Source organism: Streptomyces sp. NPDC058678, assembly GCF_042714835.1.
GTDB lineage: Bacteria > Actinomycetota > Actinomycetes > Streptomycetales > Streptomycetaceae > Streptomyces.
Window position 1 is genome coordinate 152,313 of the sequence record NZ_JBHXSG010000007.1, and the last position, 16,067, is coordinate 168,379.

The window sequence follows — 16,067 nt, forward strand, 5'->3', positions numbered from 1 at the left end:
CGGGTGTCCTTCTGCGGGTGAGACGGTGCGGGTGATCAGAGGTTTCCGGTTCAGGGGGTTCCGGTTCAGAGGTTGAGGATGTCGAGGGCCCACTCGGCCGCCAGGACGCCGCCCAGGCCGAGAACGGCGAGCACCGTCGTGTAGGTGGTGCGGACCTTGATCGCCTCGACGACGGAGAGGTTGAAGTACTCCTTGAACAGCCAGAATCCAGGGTCGTTGACGTGGGAGCACGCGATGGAACCGCAGGCGACGGCGAGCACCATGATCTCCGGGTGGACCCCGCTGCCCGCCAGGAGCGGCAGCACCACGCCGGAGGCCGTGACGACGGCGACCGTCGCCGAGCCGAGCGCGATGCGGAGGATGACGGCGACGAGCCAGGCAAGGACGATCGGCGAGATGGACCAGCCGTCCGTGGCGTCCTTGATGTAGTCGGAGATCCCGCCTTCGACGAGGACGTTCTTGAAGGCGCCGCCGGCGCCGATCACCAGGAGGATCATTGCCATCGCCTTGGCCGCTGAGGTGCAGGAGGCGCTGACGTCGTCCAGGCTGCGGCCGATCCGCGGTCCGAACGCCCACGCCGCCAGGCAAAGGGTCAGCAGCAACGCGATCGGGGCCGAGCCGATGAAGGCGACGGTGTGCAGGAGCGGACTCTCGGTGGAGGTGGCCATGTCGGTCACGGCGGCGGCTACGATCAGCACCACGGGGAAGAGCGCCACGAACAGTGACCAACCCAGCCCGGGCATCTCCTCGTCGGTGAACTCGCGCTCGCTGACCAGTCCCTTGGGGATGGAAGGGTTCATCGCCTTGATGAATGGAAGACGGGGCCAGGTCAGGGCGATGAGCGCACCGGCGGGAACGGCTATGAACAGGCCGTAGAACAACGTGAGCCCGACGGAGGCGTGGAAGGTCGCGGCGACCGCGGTGGGGCCGGGGTGCGGCGGCAGGAAGCTGTGCATGGTGGACAGGGCGATGGACATCGGCAGGCCGACCCACAGCAGCTTCGTTCCGGTGACCCTGACCAGGGTGAAGGCTATGGGCACCACGATGACGAACGCGACCTCGTAGAACATGGTCACGCCGATCAGCATGGACGTGACCACCATGGCCACCTGAACCCCACGGGGGCCGAAAGCGTCCAGGAGCTTGCCGGCTATACGCTGAGCGGCGCCCGAGTCCCCCATGATGCGGCCGACCATGGCACCTAGTCCGATGGTGAGCATGGTGTCGCCGATCTGGCCCCCGATGCCTTCGGAGAGGACGTCCGGGATGGTCGCCACCGGGATTCCCCGGACCAGTGCGACGCCGACCGCCACGAGCAGGAGGGCCGCGAAGCCGTTGACTTTCAGCTTGGTCATGAGGAGCAGCAGAATCAGAACACTGATCCCGACTACGAGTATGGGCATGGCAGTTCCCCTTTGAACTGTTGGCTGGGCAGTCGGACGCTCCGTCGGCTCTGGGCGGCCCGATCGGCGTACGGCGAGAACGGCCGCAGGTCTCGGAAGGCAGAGGGCACTGGCGCGTGGCAGAGCCGGGGGGCGGCCGGGCACGAGAGTGACCGGGTTCGTCAAGCGGGTCGTCGTACGGCGCCGACCAGGCTCAGACCGTGGTCCAGCACCTTCTCCAGATCGGCAAGGTCGACCGGGTTAGGGTCGGTGAGCGGGGCGCGCACCGGGCCGACCGGGAGGCCACGCAGCCGGGCGGCGGCCTTGACCAGGGAGACGGCGTAACCGGGCACCCGGTCGCGCAGTTCGACCAGCGGGACGTAGAACTCGCGCAGGAGTTTGGTCACGCCCGCGTCGTCCCCGTCCCGCAGAGCGGCGAAGAAGGCGTTCGCGATCTCGGGTGCGAAGGCGTGGACGGCCGACGAGTAGGCGGGCACGCCGACGGTGGCGTAGGCACGGGCCTGGATCTCGGCGGTAGAGGCGCCGTTGAAGAAGAGGAAGCCGTCGGGCGCGGCCAGTGTGAGGCGCTGGAGCCGGTCGAGGTCGCAGTGTCCGTCCTTCAGACCGATGACGGTGGGGATTTGTGCGATCCGGCGCAGACTGTCGGCGGTGAAGGCGACCTGACCGCGCTGGTACGCGATGAGTGGCAGCCGGGTGCCGTCGGCGATGTGGCGCAGCTGCTCCACCAGACCGTCCTGTGGGGCACCGACCAGGTAGTGGGGCAGTACCAGCGCGGCGTCCGCACCGACTTCCTCCGCGATACGGGCGAAGCGCAGCGCCTGTGCCCAGCCGTAGCCGATGCCCGCGACCACCGGCAACCGCCCGTCGGTGATCTCGACCGTGGTCCGCACGACAGCCCGGTACTCGTCCTCGTCCAGCGAGAAGAACTCCCCCGTCCCGCAGGCCGGGAACACCGCACCGGGTGCGCTGTCCAACCGGTCGGCCAGGTATGCCCGGTAGGCGTCCAGGTCGAGGCCGCCGTCGTCCCGGAAGCTCGTGACGGGGAAGGACAGTACCCCGCTCGCCATTCCCTCACGGAGCCGCTGGACGACCCCTGCGGCCTCGGTGCTGATTGCTGTCATGCCTGTCGCCTGTCCCTGTATGCAGATGCTGTCTATGTATGCAGATGGAGGCTAGAACCATGAACCCGACGGGTCAATGGGTGCGCAGACACGAATAGACGCGGATTTACGATGAGCGCATGTCAGAGACGAGAGGCGTTCGCGGGGTGAAGTCAGCGGCCCGGACCGTCGTGCTGCTGGAACTCCTCGCCGAGCGGGGTGAGCAGCCCTCGCGCCTGGATCAGCTCGCGGAGGAGCTTGGTGTGCCGCGCAGCAGCATGTACCAGCTGCTCCAGACCCTCGTCGAATACGGCTGGGTCCGCACCGACGCCACCGGCTCCCTCTACGGCATCGGCATCCGCGCGCTGCTCACCGGCACGAGCTACCTCGACGGCGACCGGCGCATCCGCCTGGTCCGCCCGTACCTCGACGAGGCGTCGGACGCGCTCGGCGAGACGATCCACATGGCACGACTCGACGGCACGGACGTCGTCTACCTCGCCACCCGCGAGTCCCACGAGTACCTGCGCACCATCAGCCGGGTCGGCCGTCGCGTCCCGGCCCATGCGGGCGCGCTGGGCAAGGCGTTGCTCGCCGAGCGCGCCGACGACGAACTACCCTTCACGGACGGGCTGTTGACCACCCTCACGAAGAACACGCACACCGACCGTGCCGCACTGCTGGCCGACCTCTCCCAGGTGCGCGAGCGCGGCTACTCCATCGACCGCGAGGAGACGGTGCCCGGTATTGCCGGCTTCGGCTTCGCCCTGCGGTACGACACACCAGCCACCGACGCCATCAGTTGCTCGGTGCCGGTGGCCCGGTTGACCAGGGAACACGAGGCCCGCATCATCTCCGAGATGCAGGAGATACGAGCGAAGATCGAAACCCGCCTGCCGCCCGTCTCCGGCGTACCCGACTGGCGCTGAGGCCGCGAGCATACGCCCGGCTCTTCGTCGTTGAACCGCCGGCGTTCCACCGACCGGACACTCACCCGCAGTTCCTTCGCTGCCGACGGGGCCGGTCGGGCCACGAGCAGGAAGTCGAGCAGCCGGTCGGCGCCCCGGGCGTCGGCGGTGCCGATCCGGGTCGTCAGGGCGGGCCCGGTGGCCAGGGAGTTCCCGTCACGGCCGGTCAGGGCGAGACCGCCCACGACCGCGCGCCGGCCAGGGCGCAGGCCAGCGCGGGCAGCAGGACCGCCCGGCGCGGGAACGGGTTGCGGCGGGGTGTGCCAGTGGTCGTACGCAGGTCTTCGCGGATCCGGACCATCATCTGCTCCTTGTGGAACTGGTGGCGGCCCGCCGGCAGATCCCGCTCCACAAAGGGCAGAAGACCCTGGGCCTCCTTCCACTCGGCCGGGTGCGGCTGGGAGGGGCTGGCGTTCATCGGTTTCCTTCCTCTACGGACCGGATCACGTAGTCGCGATCACCCTTTATCTGCCGGTTTGTTCGGGTGAGTTCGGTCAGTTCGGCCTCGGCGAGCTTCCGCAGCCTGCCGCGCCCGGGTCAGCCGGGAGCCGACGGTCCCGACGGGGATTCCGAGCGCGCCGGCGGCCTCGGCGTACTCCAGCCCCTCCCACAGACACAGCACGAGGACCTTGCGCTCGGGGCGTCTCAGCGAGCCCAGCGCGGTCAGCGTGGCGGCGATCCGGCGCCGGTCGTCCGGCCGCCCGGCGATCTCCTCCGCGTGGTCGGCGACCTCCGCGACACCCGCCCCGGCCGCCGCGCTCGCGGCCGCCCGGTACCGCCGGTTGCCGCGCCCGTGGGAGCGGGAGACGTTCGTGGCGATGCCGAGCAGCCAGGGCCGCAGCGAACCGCCGTCGGTTTCGATCGACGCCCGGCGCCGCCAGGCCTCCATGAAGGTCGCCGACATGACGTCCTCGGCCACGGACCAGTCGGCGGTCAGCCGGAAAGGCGTGGTTGTACACCGAGCGAGCGCACTCGTCGTAGAGCTCCGCGAAGGCGTCCGGATCCCTGGCGCGTATCCGGGTTCGCATATCTGTGGTCACGCACGCACTGCCTGTGGGGATCAGCGAGTTCCAGTGACGCGCGTCACATTCTCCCCGCATGTTCGCGCTAATGTTGTGCACTTTCTTGACGGTAGTCACCGGACAGCCTAATTTCACGGTGTCCTTCCCCCGCTCAAGGGAGAGCGCGATGCCCCCGGCCCCCACCGCGTCAGAACGCACCCTCCAACTCCGCCGAGTCGCCCTCTCCGGCATGCTCGGCACCGCCGTCGAGTTCTACGACTTCCTCGTCTACGGCACCGTCGCCGCACTCGTGTTCGGCGAACTGTTCTTCCCCGGCGCCGACCCCGCCGTGGGCACGATCGCCGCGTTCGGCACCTTCGCCGCCGGCTACGTGGCCCGCCCGATCGGCGGCATCGTCTTCGGCCACTTCGGCGACCGCCTCGGCCGCAAGAACATGCTGCTGCTCACGATGGGCCTGATGGGCGGTGCCAGCTTCCTCATCGGCGTGCTGCCCACGTACGACACCGCCGGTGTCTGGGCCCCGGTCCTGCTGATCACCCTGCGCGTGGTGCAGGGCATCGCCATCGGCGGTGAGTGGGGCGGCGCGACCCTGATGGTCGTGGAGCACGCGGGCGAGCGCCGCCGCGGCCTGTGGTCGAGCTTCACACAGATGGGAGCCCCGCTCGGCTCCCTGATCTCCGCCTCCGTGGTCGCCCTGGTCTCCACCCTCCCCAAGGACCAGTTCGCGGCCTGGGGCTGGCGCGTGCCGTTCCTGCTGAGCGTGCTGCTGCTCGGCGTCGGCCTGTTCGTCCGCCTCAAGGTGGTCGAGAGTCCGCTGTTCGCCGAGGTGAAGAAGGACCGCGCCGAGTCGAGGCTCCCCATCCTCGACGTCCTGCGCCGCCCGAAGCCCGTGCTGCTGGCCTGCTGCGTCGGCATCGGCGCCTTCACCGCCCAGTCCCTGCTGACCAGTTATCTGATCGCGTACGCCACCGGCATCGGCTATCCCCGCCCGCAGGTGCTCACCGCGCTCACCGTCTCGGCCGCGGTCGCCCTGGTGGTCCTGCCCTGCGCGTCCGCGCTCTCCGACCGGATCGGCCGCCGCCCGGTCGTCCTCACCGGCGCGATCCTGTCCGCGGCCACCGCCTTCCCCGTCCTCGCGCTGGTCGACTCCAGGTCGTCGGGAGCCCTGATCCTGGCCGTCGTCATCGGCCACGGCATCTCCCAGTCGCTGATGTACGGCCCGCTGGGCGCCCTGTTCAGCGAGATGTTCGGCACCCGGGTCCGCTACACCGGCGCCTCCCTCGGCTACCAGGGCGCGACCCTCGTGGGCGCCGGCTTCTCCCCGTTGATCGCCGGCAGCCTGGTCGCGAGCAGCGGCAACGGCACCCCCGTCGCCCTCCTGCTGTGCGGCGGCTCGCTGATCACCGCGCTGACGGTGTGGTTCGTCCGCGAGACGAGCCGTACCTCACTCGCCGAGGAACCCACCCCCGAACTCCCCACCACCCCTCACACGGAGGAGATCACCGCATGAGGCACGGCACCCGCATCGCCTGTACGGCAGCCCTGCTGCTCACCCTCACCACCGCACCCGCGGCCACGGCGGCCGACGCGGGCCCCACCCACGTGGACGGCCGGCTCTCCTCCGGCGCCACGTACATGATGGACGTCCCCGCCACCTGGAACGGCACCGTCCTGCTCTTCAGCCACGGCTACAACGCCGGCCCCGCCAACCCCGCCCAGGACGCCCCCGACGACACCACCAAGGCGCTCCTTCTCCAGGGCGGCTACGCCCTCGTCGGCTCCTCCTACGCCACCACCGGCTGGGCGGTCACCGACGCCGTCCCCGACCAGATGGCCGCCCTGAAGGCCTTCACCACCCGCTTCGGCCAGGCCTCCCGCACCCTCGCCTGGGGACGGTCGTACGGCGGCCTGGTCACCACGGCGATAGCCGAACGCCACCCGGACGAGATCGACGGCTCGCTCTCCATGTGCGGCCTGGTCCACGGCGGCGTCGCCAACTGGAACAACACCCTCGACCCGGTGTTCGCCCTCAAGACGCTCCTGGGCTCCGACGTTCCCCTGGTGGACCTCCCTAGCCAGGAGGCCGCCACCGCCGCGGCGAACACCCTGACCGCCACGGTCGACTCCGCCCAGTCGACGGCCGAGGGCCGGGCCCGTATCGCCCTCGCCGCGGCCCTGCACAACATCCCGGTCTGGAACGCGCCCACCCAGACCCGCCCCGCCGCGAACGACTGGGACGCCCAGCAGGCCAACCAGTACGACGCCGTCAAGGGCCTGCTGAAGATCGCCGCCTTCAACCGGCGTCAGGAGGCCGAGACCCGCGCGGGCGGCAACATGTCCTGGAACACCGGCATCGACTACGCACGGCTGCTCGGGAAGTCCTCCGTCCGCAAGGAGGTCACCGCGCTGTACAAGAAGGCGGGCCTCTCCCTGACCAAGGACCTCGCCGCCCTCAACCGGGCCCCGCGCGTCACCGCGGACCCGGCCGCCGTCGCCTGGATGAGCACCACCAGCAGCTTCACCGGCAAGCTGGCCAAGCCCCAGCTCTCCATCCACACCATCGGCGACCCCCTGGTCCCCGTCCAGACGGAAAGCGCCCTGCGCCGAGCGGTGACGGCCGCCGGCTCCGCCCTCCTCCTCCGCCAGGCCTACGTCGACAACGCCGGCCACTGCACCTTCAGCCCTGCCGAACAACTGGCCGCCCTCCACACCCTGGAGGACCGCCTGACCACCGGCAGCTGGCAGGGCACCGACCCGGCGTCGCTCAACGCCCGCGCCACCGCGGCCGACCCCACCACCCCCACCCGTTACATCACGTACCGTCCCACCCCCTACCTCCGCCCCTACGACCTTGCCCACCCCGCCGACCGCCGGTGACCTCGTACGACCGCCTGCCGCACGGTCGGCGGGCGGTCGTACCCTTGCCCCCGTGGAGGACGACGACATCCTGGACACCGCGGAGGGGCCGCAGCCGCGCCCGCAGTCGCTCATGCTCACCTTCTTCGGCAACCACGTTCTGGAGGAGGGGGACCTGGGCGTCTACTCGGGCAGCATCATCGACGTCCTGGGCCGCGTGGGCGTGGGCGAACAGGCCGTACGCTCCACCCTCACCCGCATGGTCAACCGAGGCCTGCTCCAGCGTCAGCGCGAGGGCCGCAAGATGTTCTTCGGCCTGACCCCGCAGGCCAGCCGCGTCCTGATCGACGGCCGCACCCGCATCTGGAAGCAGGGCGCCGTCAACGACGACTGGGACGGCTCCTGGACCCTGCTCGGCTTCTCCCTGCCCGACTCCTGGAAACGCCAGCGCCACGTCCTGCGCTCACGGCTCACCTGGTCCGGATTCGGCGCGCTGTACAGCGGCCTGTGGATCGCCCCCGGTCACGTGGACGTCTCCGCGGTGGTCACCGACCTCGGTCTCACGGCCCACGTCAAGATCTTCCACGCCCAGGCCGCCGAGGTGACCGACATCGAGCAGATGATCCGCGACACGTGGGACCTGGAGTCCATCGCCGCCCGCTATGTCACCTTCGACAAGCGCTGGAGCGCCCACCTGGGAAACGGCACCGACCACGACCCGATCGGCACCCGCCTCCGCCTGGTGAGCGACTGGCTCCGGACCATCCGCACGGACCCGAGACTCCCGGCCCGCCACCTTCCCCCGGCCTGGCCGGCCCGCCCCGCCCAGGAAACCTTCCACCGCGTCGCGCAACAGACCCACCCGGCGCTGAAGGCAGCCCGAGCGACTCTGGAGACGACACATCTCCGCAGCTAGATCGACTCCGTAGACGTCATCTCATTTGGGCTGTTCGATAGTCTGGCCTCGTGGGGATCGTTGAACGTCTGGTGCCAGATGAGTTGTGGGAGCTGTTCCAGCGAGTGGTCCCGCCTGTTCCATCGCGGCCGCAGGGCGGCGGTCGGCGCCGGTACGGAGATCGTGAAGTCGCAGCGGCGATCATCTTCGTGGCTACGTCGGGCTGCACGTGGCGGCAGTTGCCCCCTTCGTTTGGACCTTCGGGGCCGACAGCCCACCGGCGGTTCACCGAGTGGACGAAGGCCCGAGTATGGGCCAAGCTCCACCGTCTGGTCCTGGACGAGCTGGGCAGGCGCGGCGACCTGGACTGGAGCCGGTGCGCGATCGATTCGGTGAACATGCGGGCCCTGAAAGGGGGGACCTGACAGGTCCGAATCCTGTGGACCGGGGCAAGAAGGGCTCGAAGATCCACTTGATCACCGAGCGGACCGGTTTACCCCTCTCGATCGGAATCTCCGGCGCGAACCTGCACGACAGCCGTGACCGGGCCGCCGTCCCGGGGCGTGTACACCGTCTCGGTGACGCCCGCGCCGGGCTTGGTGATGGTGCGTACGCGACCGAGTTCGTCGTACGTCGTCCCGGTGACGACGGAGTGTGCCGTGCCCGCCCCGTTGATGTCGGCCACCGAGGTGACCTGGCCCTTGGTCGGGGTCCCGCCGTAGGCCAGGTTGTCGTAGGTGTACTGCCCCGACGACTTGAGCCTGGTCGCCGGATCGGCCGTGTCGTAACCGGCGCAAGAAGTGCCCGTGGTGCGCTGCTCCTTGGGCAGCCCGATCAGCCATGCCGTGGTGTTGTGCAGGTACGACGTCCTGGTGCAGGTCTGGTCGGAGAGCACCTCGGAGGTGCCGCTCGGCTGGACGACCGCCGTCTCCACCTGGATCGGGAGGCCGTCGGTGGGCGAGCAACGGATCCGCGGTCGTCGCGTCCTCGTTCTCCCGGGCGCGGGAGGCGGTCTGCTTTGACCAGGGATAGTTCACGGTGCGCTCGAGGATCGCGCCGTCGGAGTCGACGTAGGTGATGGACTCGGCGGTCATCCCGGAGTACTGCGGGGCGTCGTCCGACAGCAGCGTGTAGGTACCGGTGGAGTCCTTGACCTCACCACCGACGCCCTGGAAATACCGCGTCGCGGACTGCGACTGGGTCTGCGGGACACCCACCTCGGACGTGGACTTGCTGCCCTTGGTGACCTTGACCTCTCGGTAACCGCGCCAGTCGCTGTAGGTGCGCAGCGCGGGGCGGCTGAACTCGTCGTCGCTCTTGGCCCAGGCCGGGCCCGAGTAGGCGTACTGGTTGACGACCGGCTCGCCGTGCGATGTGACCTTGTCGATCTCCGAGACGGAAGCGACGACGTACTTGTTGAACCACGACTTCGCGGGCGTCTTCTCGTCGCCGTCCGGCGACCAGCGCACCGGGTAGCAGGTGCCGTTGCTCTTGCCCTTGTCCTCGGACGGGTCGGCGGAGCAACCACCGGTGTACTCGACCTCGATGTCACCGCCGTACTCGGTGGACACGATGCCGATGCGGGGGCGGGTGAAGCCGGGGCGCTGGTCGCTCTTGCCGGTCAGGACGAGGTTGGGCAACTGGCGGTGCAGGAGGCCCCGATCACGCAACAGTTGGGGGGATCCGGAGCCGACGGTGTACGGCGCGAAACTGATGCCGTCCTTGGACTGGAGGGTGCCGGTGGTGTCACCCGGGGCGTAGCCGGTACGGGTGATCGAGTTGAGCCACAGACCGGGCGCGCTGTCGTACCAGTCCTCCGGGAAGGACTGGCGCAGCGTGTACTTGTCGACTGGGCCGAGACCGGTCTGCCCGGCGCGGGCCGCCTTGGTCGTCACCGTGTCCAGGCGCAGTTGCGTCCAGAAGGAACCGCCATCGGGTGAGCCGAACAGCTCCCCGATGGCGCGGCTGATCCGGCAGGCTTGGCCAACGTGGATGCCGGTCGGGGGCAGTCGGGCGACCGGTCCGACGGCCCTCGACCGCGCTGCCCACGGATCAGCATCACAGCTGGCTGAGGATCGTGGGATCCGTGATCTTCGTGTCGTCGGCCAGCATCATCGCCTTGCTGAGGATCACCGCCAGCGTCCGGTCCCCCTCGTACGGCAGGTAACCGGGCTGCGGCGCACTCGCGTTGGACTTCGGGACGATGCACAGGTACCGGTCGTCCGGGGTCATCAGGATGTTGCCCGAGCCGAGGTGGATCTTGTACGTGTGGCGTTCGCCCTTCACGTGCAGGAAGCGGCCCTCCAGGGTGCAGCGGTCGGCTATGGCGAGGCGCGGTATCAGGCGGTCCAGGAGGAGGCGGCGGGTCTCGGCGCTCTGGTTGAGTTCGCCGAAGCCGTACGACGTCCAGTACTCGCGGAAGCGGCCGCCGGGGCCGCCGTCCTGCCAGGTCGGGTCGTTGCCGACGCTGGCCACCCCGACGAACAGGTCGACGTCACGCAGGACTTCGGAGAGGACCAGGGGTGGGACGGATTCGAGGGGCAGCGGGTCTGCCGGGGCCGCCCCGTCGCGGAGCCACATGTGGTACTCGCCGCCGTAGCAGTGCGCGGAGTTCTGCGGTGCGTCGATCGGGTAGAAGCGGACCTGGTCGGTGCGCAGGCGGAGGTAGCTGCCGGATTCGGTGGTGTCGACGCCGTACTCCTGGCCGTCGCCCTCGATCCAGTACTCGGCGCGCAGGCCCCATTGCGGGAGGTCACGGGTGGCCGGCGGTGCCTCGTCGTCGACGCACAGGCGGAGCTTGTTGCGCCAGCCGCGGATCGCCGCCAGGGAGTGGAACTGGTGCTGGCGGAGGAAGTGGGCCGCGAAGCGGTTCGAATACGTGCCTGTCGAGCGCTCGGCGTCCGTGAGGAGGTAGACCTCGCGGTGGGCCTGCTTGAACGGCTGGGTGATCTCGTGGCGCTCCAGCCAGTCGCGCCAGGCGACGATCCCGGCGCTTTCGTGGCCGACGGGATGCCAGAGCCGGACCTCGTGGCCCTCGCGGACGGGGTCGTCGGTGAGGGTGCGCAGCTCGCCCTCGGCGTATCCGACCGTCGTGCCGTCGACCGTCCAGAGCAGGCGGCGGGCCAGGGTGCCGACCAGCGGGTGGTCGAGGTAGCGCTCACGCCAGGTGGCGTACGGCCAGACGCGGCGGGCCAGGAACTGGCGGTCCAGGCGCTCGGTCTGGGCCGAGAGCATCTTGTCGACGTCCTTGACGGCCGCCTTGAGCTCCTTGAGCTCGTCGGCGTGGTCGCGCCGGACGGCGGCCGGCACGCTCTTGACCGGCTTGCCGGTGGCGTTGAACCAGGTCAACTGGGTCTTGGAACCGTGCGCTTCGAGCCGGGCGGTCGCCTCTCCCAGCCGGTACTCCGCGCCGCCGACCTCGGTGAGTCCGTACGTCGGCACGGCCAGTTCCTCGATCTCCTCGCGGGCGAGACCCAGCGCGACGGCACGCGCTTCCAGGGCCGAGTCGAGGAGCTTGGCCGTGTTCTTGTACGTCACCCGGGTGGCCAGGCGGGCGAGTTCGGCCAGGGCGGCTTCGCTGTCTATGCGGGCGAGTGCGACGGCGCCGGCGTTGGCGACCTTGGGGTTGCGCGGGCCGAGTCCGGCGACCTTCTTCAGCGAGGTCTCGACGAGGGCGCCGAGGGCGCGCGCGGTGTCGGGGTGCGGCGGCAGGAGGGAGAGGAGCCAGGTGAGGCCGCGCAGGGCGTTGGCGTTGTAGGGGTCGTAGGCGCTGTTGACGTCCGGCTCGTACGTTCCGCGATCCAGCGGGAAGGTGCGGGGGCGGCCGACGAGGGCGAGCCAGGGCAGCACCGTCTCGCGGACGTGGTCGGGGCCGAGGGCTTCGATGAGGTCGCTCGCCCGCGCGTCCCACTTGGGGTTGGGTTTGGCGGCGGTGGCGGTTGTGGCGTGGGTGAGCAGGGCCTGCCAGTCGGGGCCGGTCGCGTCCCGCAGGGCCTGTTCGGCCCACTCCTCGCCGACGTTGAGGACGGGGGCGGTGAGGCTGGCCGCAAGCTCCGCGAAGGGCTTCGAGCCGTACGGGTCCATGGCCGAGCGGCGGAACACGGCCACCACGGCGGGTGCGAGCGGACGGCCCGTCGCCAGCTCGGCCTCGGCGAGGGCCTCGTAGCGCGAGCCCCACCAGACGGAATGCTGGCGTGAGAGTTCGTCGAGCTTCTTCAGCCGTTCGGTGGAGAGGAAGTCGCCGGTCAGGCCTCGGGACAGGATTCCCAGCAGGGTCAGGGCGTTGCCCCGGGCGGCCGGCCCGGCCTGTTCGGAGTGGTACTGGTCCACGAGAGCGTCGGCGAGCAGCTTCCGTGTGTCCGCGGGGAGCTCGCGCAGCCGGTCCAGCACCTCGGTCCAGAGGCCGGACCAGTTGCCGTTGTTGACGGCCGCGGCCTTGAGCATGTCGACGGCGAGCGCTGCCAGGTCACCGTCGGCGACCCGCTGGGCGATCAGGTCCTTGTACGTCTGGATGTACGCCATGTCATCCCCCGACCAGCGGTACGAGCTTCAGGAACGTGACTTCGGTACCGAGCCCCAGCTCGATCTCCTCGTCCGGGTCCGTGACCTGGCGGTCGCCGACCAGCACGAGGAAGCCGTTGCCCGCGAAGGCCGCGAGCGCGAGCTCCGTCTGTGTCTCCGGGTCTATCCGCCTCGGCGTCCGCAGCGCGTACCCGTTCAGCACCCGCTCGGCGTCCCGGGGCTGTACCAGACCCTGGAACACCGCACCGGGCGTACGCGCGTGGTACTCGAAAACCTCCTGGAACACCCGACGCCGGATCAGCTCCCGCACGGTGAGCCGCTCCTCGGCGATCTCCAGCCCCCAGCCGTCACTGCGGCTCCCGCTTGTCGTCTCGTCGACGAACGTCACGATTCCCATGCCGTCGACAGTACGAGCCACCACTGACAACGGGCCCTGCCACGGCACCGAGCCGCCCTCACCTCGCGGCCGGCCTGCTCCACTCCCGTGCGTCGGCCCTGCGCATCAGCTCCACCGCGGCCGCCGCGTCGCCGCTCACGAGAGGATGCACGAGTTCGACGTAACGCAGCTGGCCGGCCAGGGACTTCTTCATCCGCTTGAGGCTGCGGGCGCTGAACGAGACGCCGCCGGGCCTCTCCACGGCGCCCGCGGCGAGGGCCAGCTTCTCGATGCTCACCTTGCAGAGGGTGGCCTCGGTCTCGCGGCACGCGTGGATCTCGACGTAGCCGTCCCACAGGCCGAGGACGACCTCGTACCGCACGTCGGAGCCGGTGTAGGTCGCGACGGCGAGGGGCAGGCCCGACTCCTGTTCGCCCGGTCCCTCAAGACCCAGCCGCCCGGCGACCTCGGCACAGGTGTCACGCACCTCCGCGAAGAAGACCTTCACCCCCGGAACCATCCACGCCCCCTGCGCCGCAGCTCTGCCGAGGTTTCAGCGTAGCGGCGCAAGGGGCCGCGCCTCGGCCCAATGAGTGACCCCGCGGACAGCCCGCCCGGCAAGTGGCGCCCTCGCACCTAATCTGATGGCATGTCAGATGACGAGTCGTACGAACTACTCGGTTTCGACAACCTGCTCCTGCCGGTCGGGAACCTCGCCGAAGCCGTCGGGTTCTACGAGCGCGCCGGGTTCACGGTGGGGTTCCGGTTCGACGAGGGCGGGATCGCGTCGCTCAGGGTCGGAGGCGAGACGCCCGGGATCCTCCTCAGAGAGGAGGAGGGGTTCGGGCACCGACCGCCTCCCTGGCCCCCCGCCCGCGTGTGGCTGGAGGTGCCGGACGCCCGCCGCGCCGCGACCGAACTGACCGCCGCGGGCATCCCCCTGCTCGATCCGCCCTTCTCCGTGGCCACCGGCTGGACCGTCGAGGTCGCCGATCCATGGGGGAACGTCATCGGGTTCACGGACTACGGCAAGCGGCCGGAGCTCGCGCGGCGGGCGTGACGCAGATCCCATGCCCCTCGCCCCGGAGATGAGTTGAACACGTTCAAATACGGGACTACAGTCTGTCCCGTCAGCGTTTTGAACGCGTTCAAGAAGGGGTGGGGCATGGACCGCACAGTCATCGCCTACGTCATCTACCTGCTGGTCAGCATCGGACTGACCATGTGGGTGGCCCGCACACTCAGCCGCAACGGCCGCGTCTTCCTGGCCGACGTGCTGCGCGGCAACGACAGCCTCGCCGACGCGGTCAACCACCTCCTGGTGGTCGGCTTCTACCTGGTCAACCTGGGCTTCGTCGCGCTCTACCTGAGCGGTGACGAGACCATCGAGGACACCCGCGGCATCTTCGAGGCCCTGTCGACCAAGCTGGGTGTGGTGCTGCTGGTGCTCGGCGTCATGCACCTGGGCAACGTGTACGTGCTCAGCCGGATCCGGCGGCGGAGCGTCATGGAGCGGGAGCAGGTGCCGCCGGTCGCACCGCAGGACTGGGTCCGGGCGTGAGCACCGTGACGTCCACCGAGAGCCGGGGCGCCGAGCGCGTCCCGGTCCGCCGGCTCACCGTCCTGTACGACGCCGAGTGCGCCCTGTGCGCCTTCCTGCGCGACTGGCTCGTACGGCAGCCGCAGCTGGTGCCGCTGGACCTGGTGCCCGCCGGGTCGGACGAGGCCAGGCGGCGGTTTCCCGGGCTCGACCACCGGGCCACCCTCGACGAGATCACCGTCGTGGGTGACGCGGGGCAGGTCTACCGCGACACCGCCGCCTGGATCGTCACCCTGTGGGCCCTGCGCGCGCACCGGCCGCTCGCCCACCGCCTGAGCACGGCGTCCGGCGCGCGGCTCGCCAAGGGCGCGGTGCTCGCCGCGGCCAGGTGGCGCGGGGCGCAGTGGAGCGGCCGGCGGGGGAACGAAGGCCAGTGGGGCCCTGCCGACGGCGGCCGGTGGGGCGGGACGGTGTACCGCCGCGCGGACGGGTGGGTGTACGACCCCGCCCAGGGATGGACGTACGGCCCACCGGCCTGCGACAGCGGTACCTGCGCCACTCGTTAGGCTCTCGTTCCGTGCCTGCGAACAACGACGGCCCCGACGAGGGCGGTAACCCGAGCAAGTCCGAGCAGACCCGCGCGCTCATCCTGGAGACGGCGATGCGGCTGTTCCAGGAGCGCGGCTACGACAAGACGACCATGCGGGCCATCGCCAAGGAGGCCGGGGTCTCCGTGGGCAACGCGTACTACTACTTCGAGGGCAAGGAGCACCTGATCCAGGGCTTCTACGACCGGATCGCCGCCGAGCACCAGGTGGCGGTCCGGGAGGTCCTGGCCCGGGAGACCGACCTGGAGGCGCGGCTCGCGGGCGTCCTGAGGGTCTGGCTGGACATCGCGACGCCGTACCACGAGTTCGCCGTGCAGTTCTTCAAGAACGCCGCCGACCCGGACAGCCCGCTCAGCCCCTTCTCCCCCGAGTCGGAGCACGCGCGCGTGGAGGCCATCAGCGTCCACCGCCAGGTGCTCGCCGGGACGAAGACCAAGGTGCCGGAGGAACTGCGGGACGTCCTGCCCGAGTTGATGTGGCTCTCCCAGATGGGGCTCGTGCTGTATTGGATCTTCGACCGGACGGAGGGCCGCGAGCGGAGTTACCGGCTCGCCGAGCGGGGGGCGCGGCTCACCGCACGGGGTGTGTCACTGGCCCGGTTCCGGGTGCTGCGGCCGCTGGTGCGGGAGGTGCACGAGCTGTTCACGGACTTCCTGCCGGGGATGACGAAGATGATGCCGGATCCGGGGGCGGGGGCGAGGGGGCGGACGGAGTGATCCACCATCGGATGAATGGGCTCGAACGGGACATCGGGGAGTCGGCCTGCCTACGATGATGC

The 16,067-nt window shown here is 69.9% G+C and carries 13 protein-coding genes and 4 pseudogenes; 9 read left to right on the top strand and 8 right to left on the bottom strand.

Features of this window, described 5'->3' with window-relative positions; genetic code table 11:
• Positions 1-65: 65 nt before the first annotated feature.
• Together ACFWWR_RS09845 and ACFWWR_RS09850 are read right to left on the bottom strand one after the other, a co-directional pair.
• Positions 66-1,403 (bottom strand): gluconate:H+ symporter, encoded by a 1,338-nt coding sequence (locus tag ACFWWR_RS09845; RefSeq protein ID WP_383871378.1) that lies wholly within the window; start codon positions 1,401-1,403, stop codon positions 66-68.
• 161 nt (positions 1,404-1,564) lie between these two features.
• The gene (locus ACFWWR_RS09850; RefSeq protein ID WP_383871376.1) at positions 1,565-2,524 is read right to left on the bottom strand and encodes a 5-dehydro-4-deoxyglucarate dehydratase; all 960 of its coding nucleotides are present in this window, start codon (positions 2,522-2,524) and stop codon (positions 1,565-1,567) included.
• A 119-nt stretch (positions 2,525-2,643) separates the two neighbouring features.
• On the opposite strand from ACFWWR_RS09850, the gene ACFWWR_RS09855 reads away from it, so the two are divergent.
• A complete protein-coding gene (locus tag ACFWWR_RS09855; protein WP_383871373.1) occupies positions 2,644-3,432 on the top strand; it encodes an IclR family transcriptional regulator in 789 nt (262 codons plus the stop codon).
• A gap of 98 nt (positions 3,433-3,530) precedes the next feature.
• Here the strand turns inward: ACFWWR_RS09855 and ACFWWR_RS09860 are convergent.
• Positions 3,531-3,889 (bottom strand): annotated as a pseudogene (locus tag ACFWWR_RS09860) (hypothetical protein); the annotation flags it as partial.
• Positions 3,886-4,511, bottom strand: a pseudogene (locus ACFWWR_RS09865) (RNA polymerase sigma factor). The pseudogenes ACFWWR_RS09860 and ACFWWR_RS09865, both read right to left, overlap by 4 nt.
• A 148-nt stretch (positions 4,512-4,659) precedes the next feature.
• Between ACFWWR_RS09865 and ACFWWR_RS09870 the strand changes: the two are divergent.
• The 4 genes and pseudogenes from ACFWWR_RS09870 to ACFWWR_RS09885 all read left to right on the top strand — a co-directional run.
• Positions 4,660-6,003 carry an MFS transporter gene (locus ACFWWR_RS09870; RefSeq protein ID WP_383871370.1) on the top strand — a complete coding sequence of 448 codons (1,344 nt, stop codon included), beginning with the start codon at positions 4,660-4,662 and terminating at the stop codon, positions 6,001-6,003.
• Positions 6,000-7,370 carry an alpha/beta hydrolase family protein gene (locus tag ACFWWR_RS09875; protein ID WP_384302709.1) on the top strand — a complete coding sequence of 457 codons (1,371 nt, stop codon included), beginning with the start codon at positions 6,000-6,002 and terminating at the stop codon, positions 7,368-7,370. The genes ACFWWR_RS09870 and ACFWWR_RS09875 overlap by 4 nt, the downstream gene beginning before the upstream one ends.
• Before the next feature lie 52 nt (positions 7,371-7,422).
• Positions 7,423-8,265 (top strand): PaaX family transcriptional regulator C-terminal domain-containing protein, encoded by an 843-nt coding sequence (locus ACFWWR_RS09880; protein WP_383871366.1) that lies wholly within the window; start codon positions 7,423-7,425, stop codon positions 8,263-8,265.
• Between the two features lie 50 nt (positions 8,266-8,315).
• Positions 8,316-8,785 (top strand): annotated as a pseudogene (locus ACFWWR_RS09885) (IS5 family transposase); the annotation flags it as partial.
• Here ACFWWR_RS09885 and ACFWWR_RS09890 read toward each other — a convergent pair.
• The 4 genes and pseudogenes from ACFWWR_RS09890 to ACFWWR_RS09905 form a co-directional block, all read right to left on the bottom strand.
• Positions 8,762-10,169, bottom strand: a pseudogene (locus ACFWWR_RS09890) (hypothetical protein); the annotation flags it as partial. The pseudogenes ACFWWR_RS09885 and ACFWWR_RS09890 overlap by 24 nt on opposite strands.
• Before the next feature lie 133 nt (positions 10,170-10,302).
• On the bottom strand, positions 10,303-12,765 hold the full coding sequence (locus ACFWWR_RS09895; protein WP_384302711.1) for a DUF4132 domain-containing protein: 2,463 nt from the start codon (positions 12,763-12,765) through the stop codon (positions 10,303-10,305).
• 1 nt (position 12,766) lies between these two features.
• Positions 12,767-13,162 carry a hypothetical protein gene (locus ACFWWR_RS09900; protein ID WP_384302713.1) on the bottom strand — a complete coding sequence of 132 codons (396 nt, stop codon included), beginning with the start codon at positions 13,160-13,162 and terminating at the stop codon, positions 12,767-12,769.
• A gap of 58 nt (positions 13,163-13,220) precedes the next feature.
• The gene (locus ACFWWR_RS09905; RefSeq protein WP_383873160.1) at positions 13,221-13,661 is read right to left on the bottom strand and encodes a hypothetical protein; all 441 of its coding nucleotides are present in this window, start codon (positions 13,659-13,661) and stop codon (positions 13,221-13,223) included.
• 129 nt (positions 13,662-13,790) lie between these two features.
• On the opposite strand from ACFWWR_RS09905, the gene ACFWWR_RS09910 reads away from it, so the two are divergent.
• The 4 genes from ACFWWR_RS09910 to ACFWWR_RS09925 all read left to right on the top strand — a co-directional run bounded on the left by ACFWWR_RS09910 (position 13,791) and on the right by ACFWWR_RS09925 (position 16,005).
• Positions 13,791-14,201 (top strand): VOC family protein, encoded by a 411-nt coding sequence (locus ACFWWR_RS09910; protein ID WP_383873163.1) that lies wholly within the window; start codon positions 13,791-13,793, stop codon positions 14,199-14,201.
• A 105-nt stretch (positions 14,202-14,306) separates the two neighbouring features.
• Positions 14,307-14,702 carry a hypothetical protein gene (locus tag ACFWWR_RS09915; protein WP_383873165.1) on the top strand — a complete coding sequence of 132 codons (396 nt, stop codon included), beginning with the start codon at positions 14,307-14,309 and terminating at the stop codon, positions 14,700-14,702.
• Positions 14,699-15,247, top strand: coding sequence for a thiol-disulfide oxidoreductase DCC family protein (locus ACFWWR_RS09920; RefSeq protein WP_383873168.1), 549 nt, complete (start codon positions 14,699-14,701; stop codon positions 15,245-15,247). Before ACFWWR_RS09915 ends, ACFWWR_RS09920 begins: the two co-directional genes overlap by 4 nt.
• Positions 15,248-15,258: 11 nt before the next feature.
• A complete protein-coding gene (locus ACFWWR_RS09925) occupies positions 15,259-16,005 on the top strand; it encodes a TetR/AcrR family transcriptional regulator (RefSeq protein ID WP_383873171.1) in 747 nt (248 codons plus the stop codon).
• The last annotated feature ends 62 nt before the right edge of the window (positions 16,006-16,067 follow it).

Excerpts from the sequence above, each read along its gene's own strand:
- ACFWWR_RS09850 (WP_383871376.1), bottom strand. The coding sequence starts at position 2,524 with ATGACAGCAATCAGCACCGAGGCCGCAGGGGTCGTCCAGCGGCTCCGT.
- ACFWWR_RS09900 (WP_384302713.1), bottom strand. The coding sequence starts at position 13,162 with ATGGGAATCGTGACGTTCGTCGACGAGACGACAAGCGGGAGCCGCAGT.
- ACFWWR_RS09845 (WP_383871378.1), bottom strand. The coding sequence starts at position 1,403 with ATGCCCATACTCGTAGTCGGGATCAGTGTTCTGATTCTGCTGCTCCTC.
- ACFWWR_RS09875 (WP_384302709.1), top strand. The coding sequence starts at position 6,000 with ATGAGGCACGGCACCCGCATCGCCTGTACGGCAGCCCTGCTGCTCACC.
- ACFWWR_RS09855 (WP_383871373.1), top strand. The coding sequence starts at position 2,644 with ATGTCAGAGACGAGAGGCGTTCGCGGGGTGAAGTCAGCGGCCCGGACC.
- ACFWWR_RS09915 (WP_383873165.1), top strand. The coding sequence starts at position 14,307 with ATGGACCGCACAGTCATCGCCTACGTCATCTACCTGCTGGTCAGCATC.
- ACFWWR_RS09870 (WP_383871370.1), top strand. The coding sequence starts at position 4,660 with ATGCCCCCGGCCCCCACCGCGTCAGAACGCACCCTCCAACTCCGCCGA.
- ACFWWR_RS09910 (WP_383873163.1), top strand. The coding sequence starts at position 13,791 with ATGTCAGATGACGAGTCGTACGAACTACTCGGTTTCGACAACCTGCTC.
- ACFWWR_RS09895 (WP_384302711.1), bottom strand. The coding sequence starts at position 12,765 with ATGGCGTACATCCAGACGTACAAGGACCTGATCGCCCAGCGGGTCGCC.
- ACFWWR_RS09905 (WP_383873160.1), bottom strand. The coding sequence starts at position 13,661 with ATGGTTCCGGGGGTGAAGGTCTTCTTCGCGGAGGTGCGTGACACCTGT.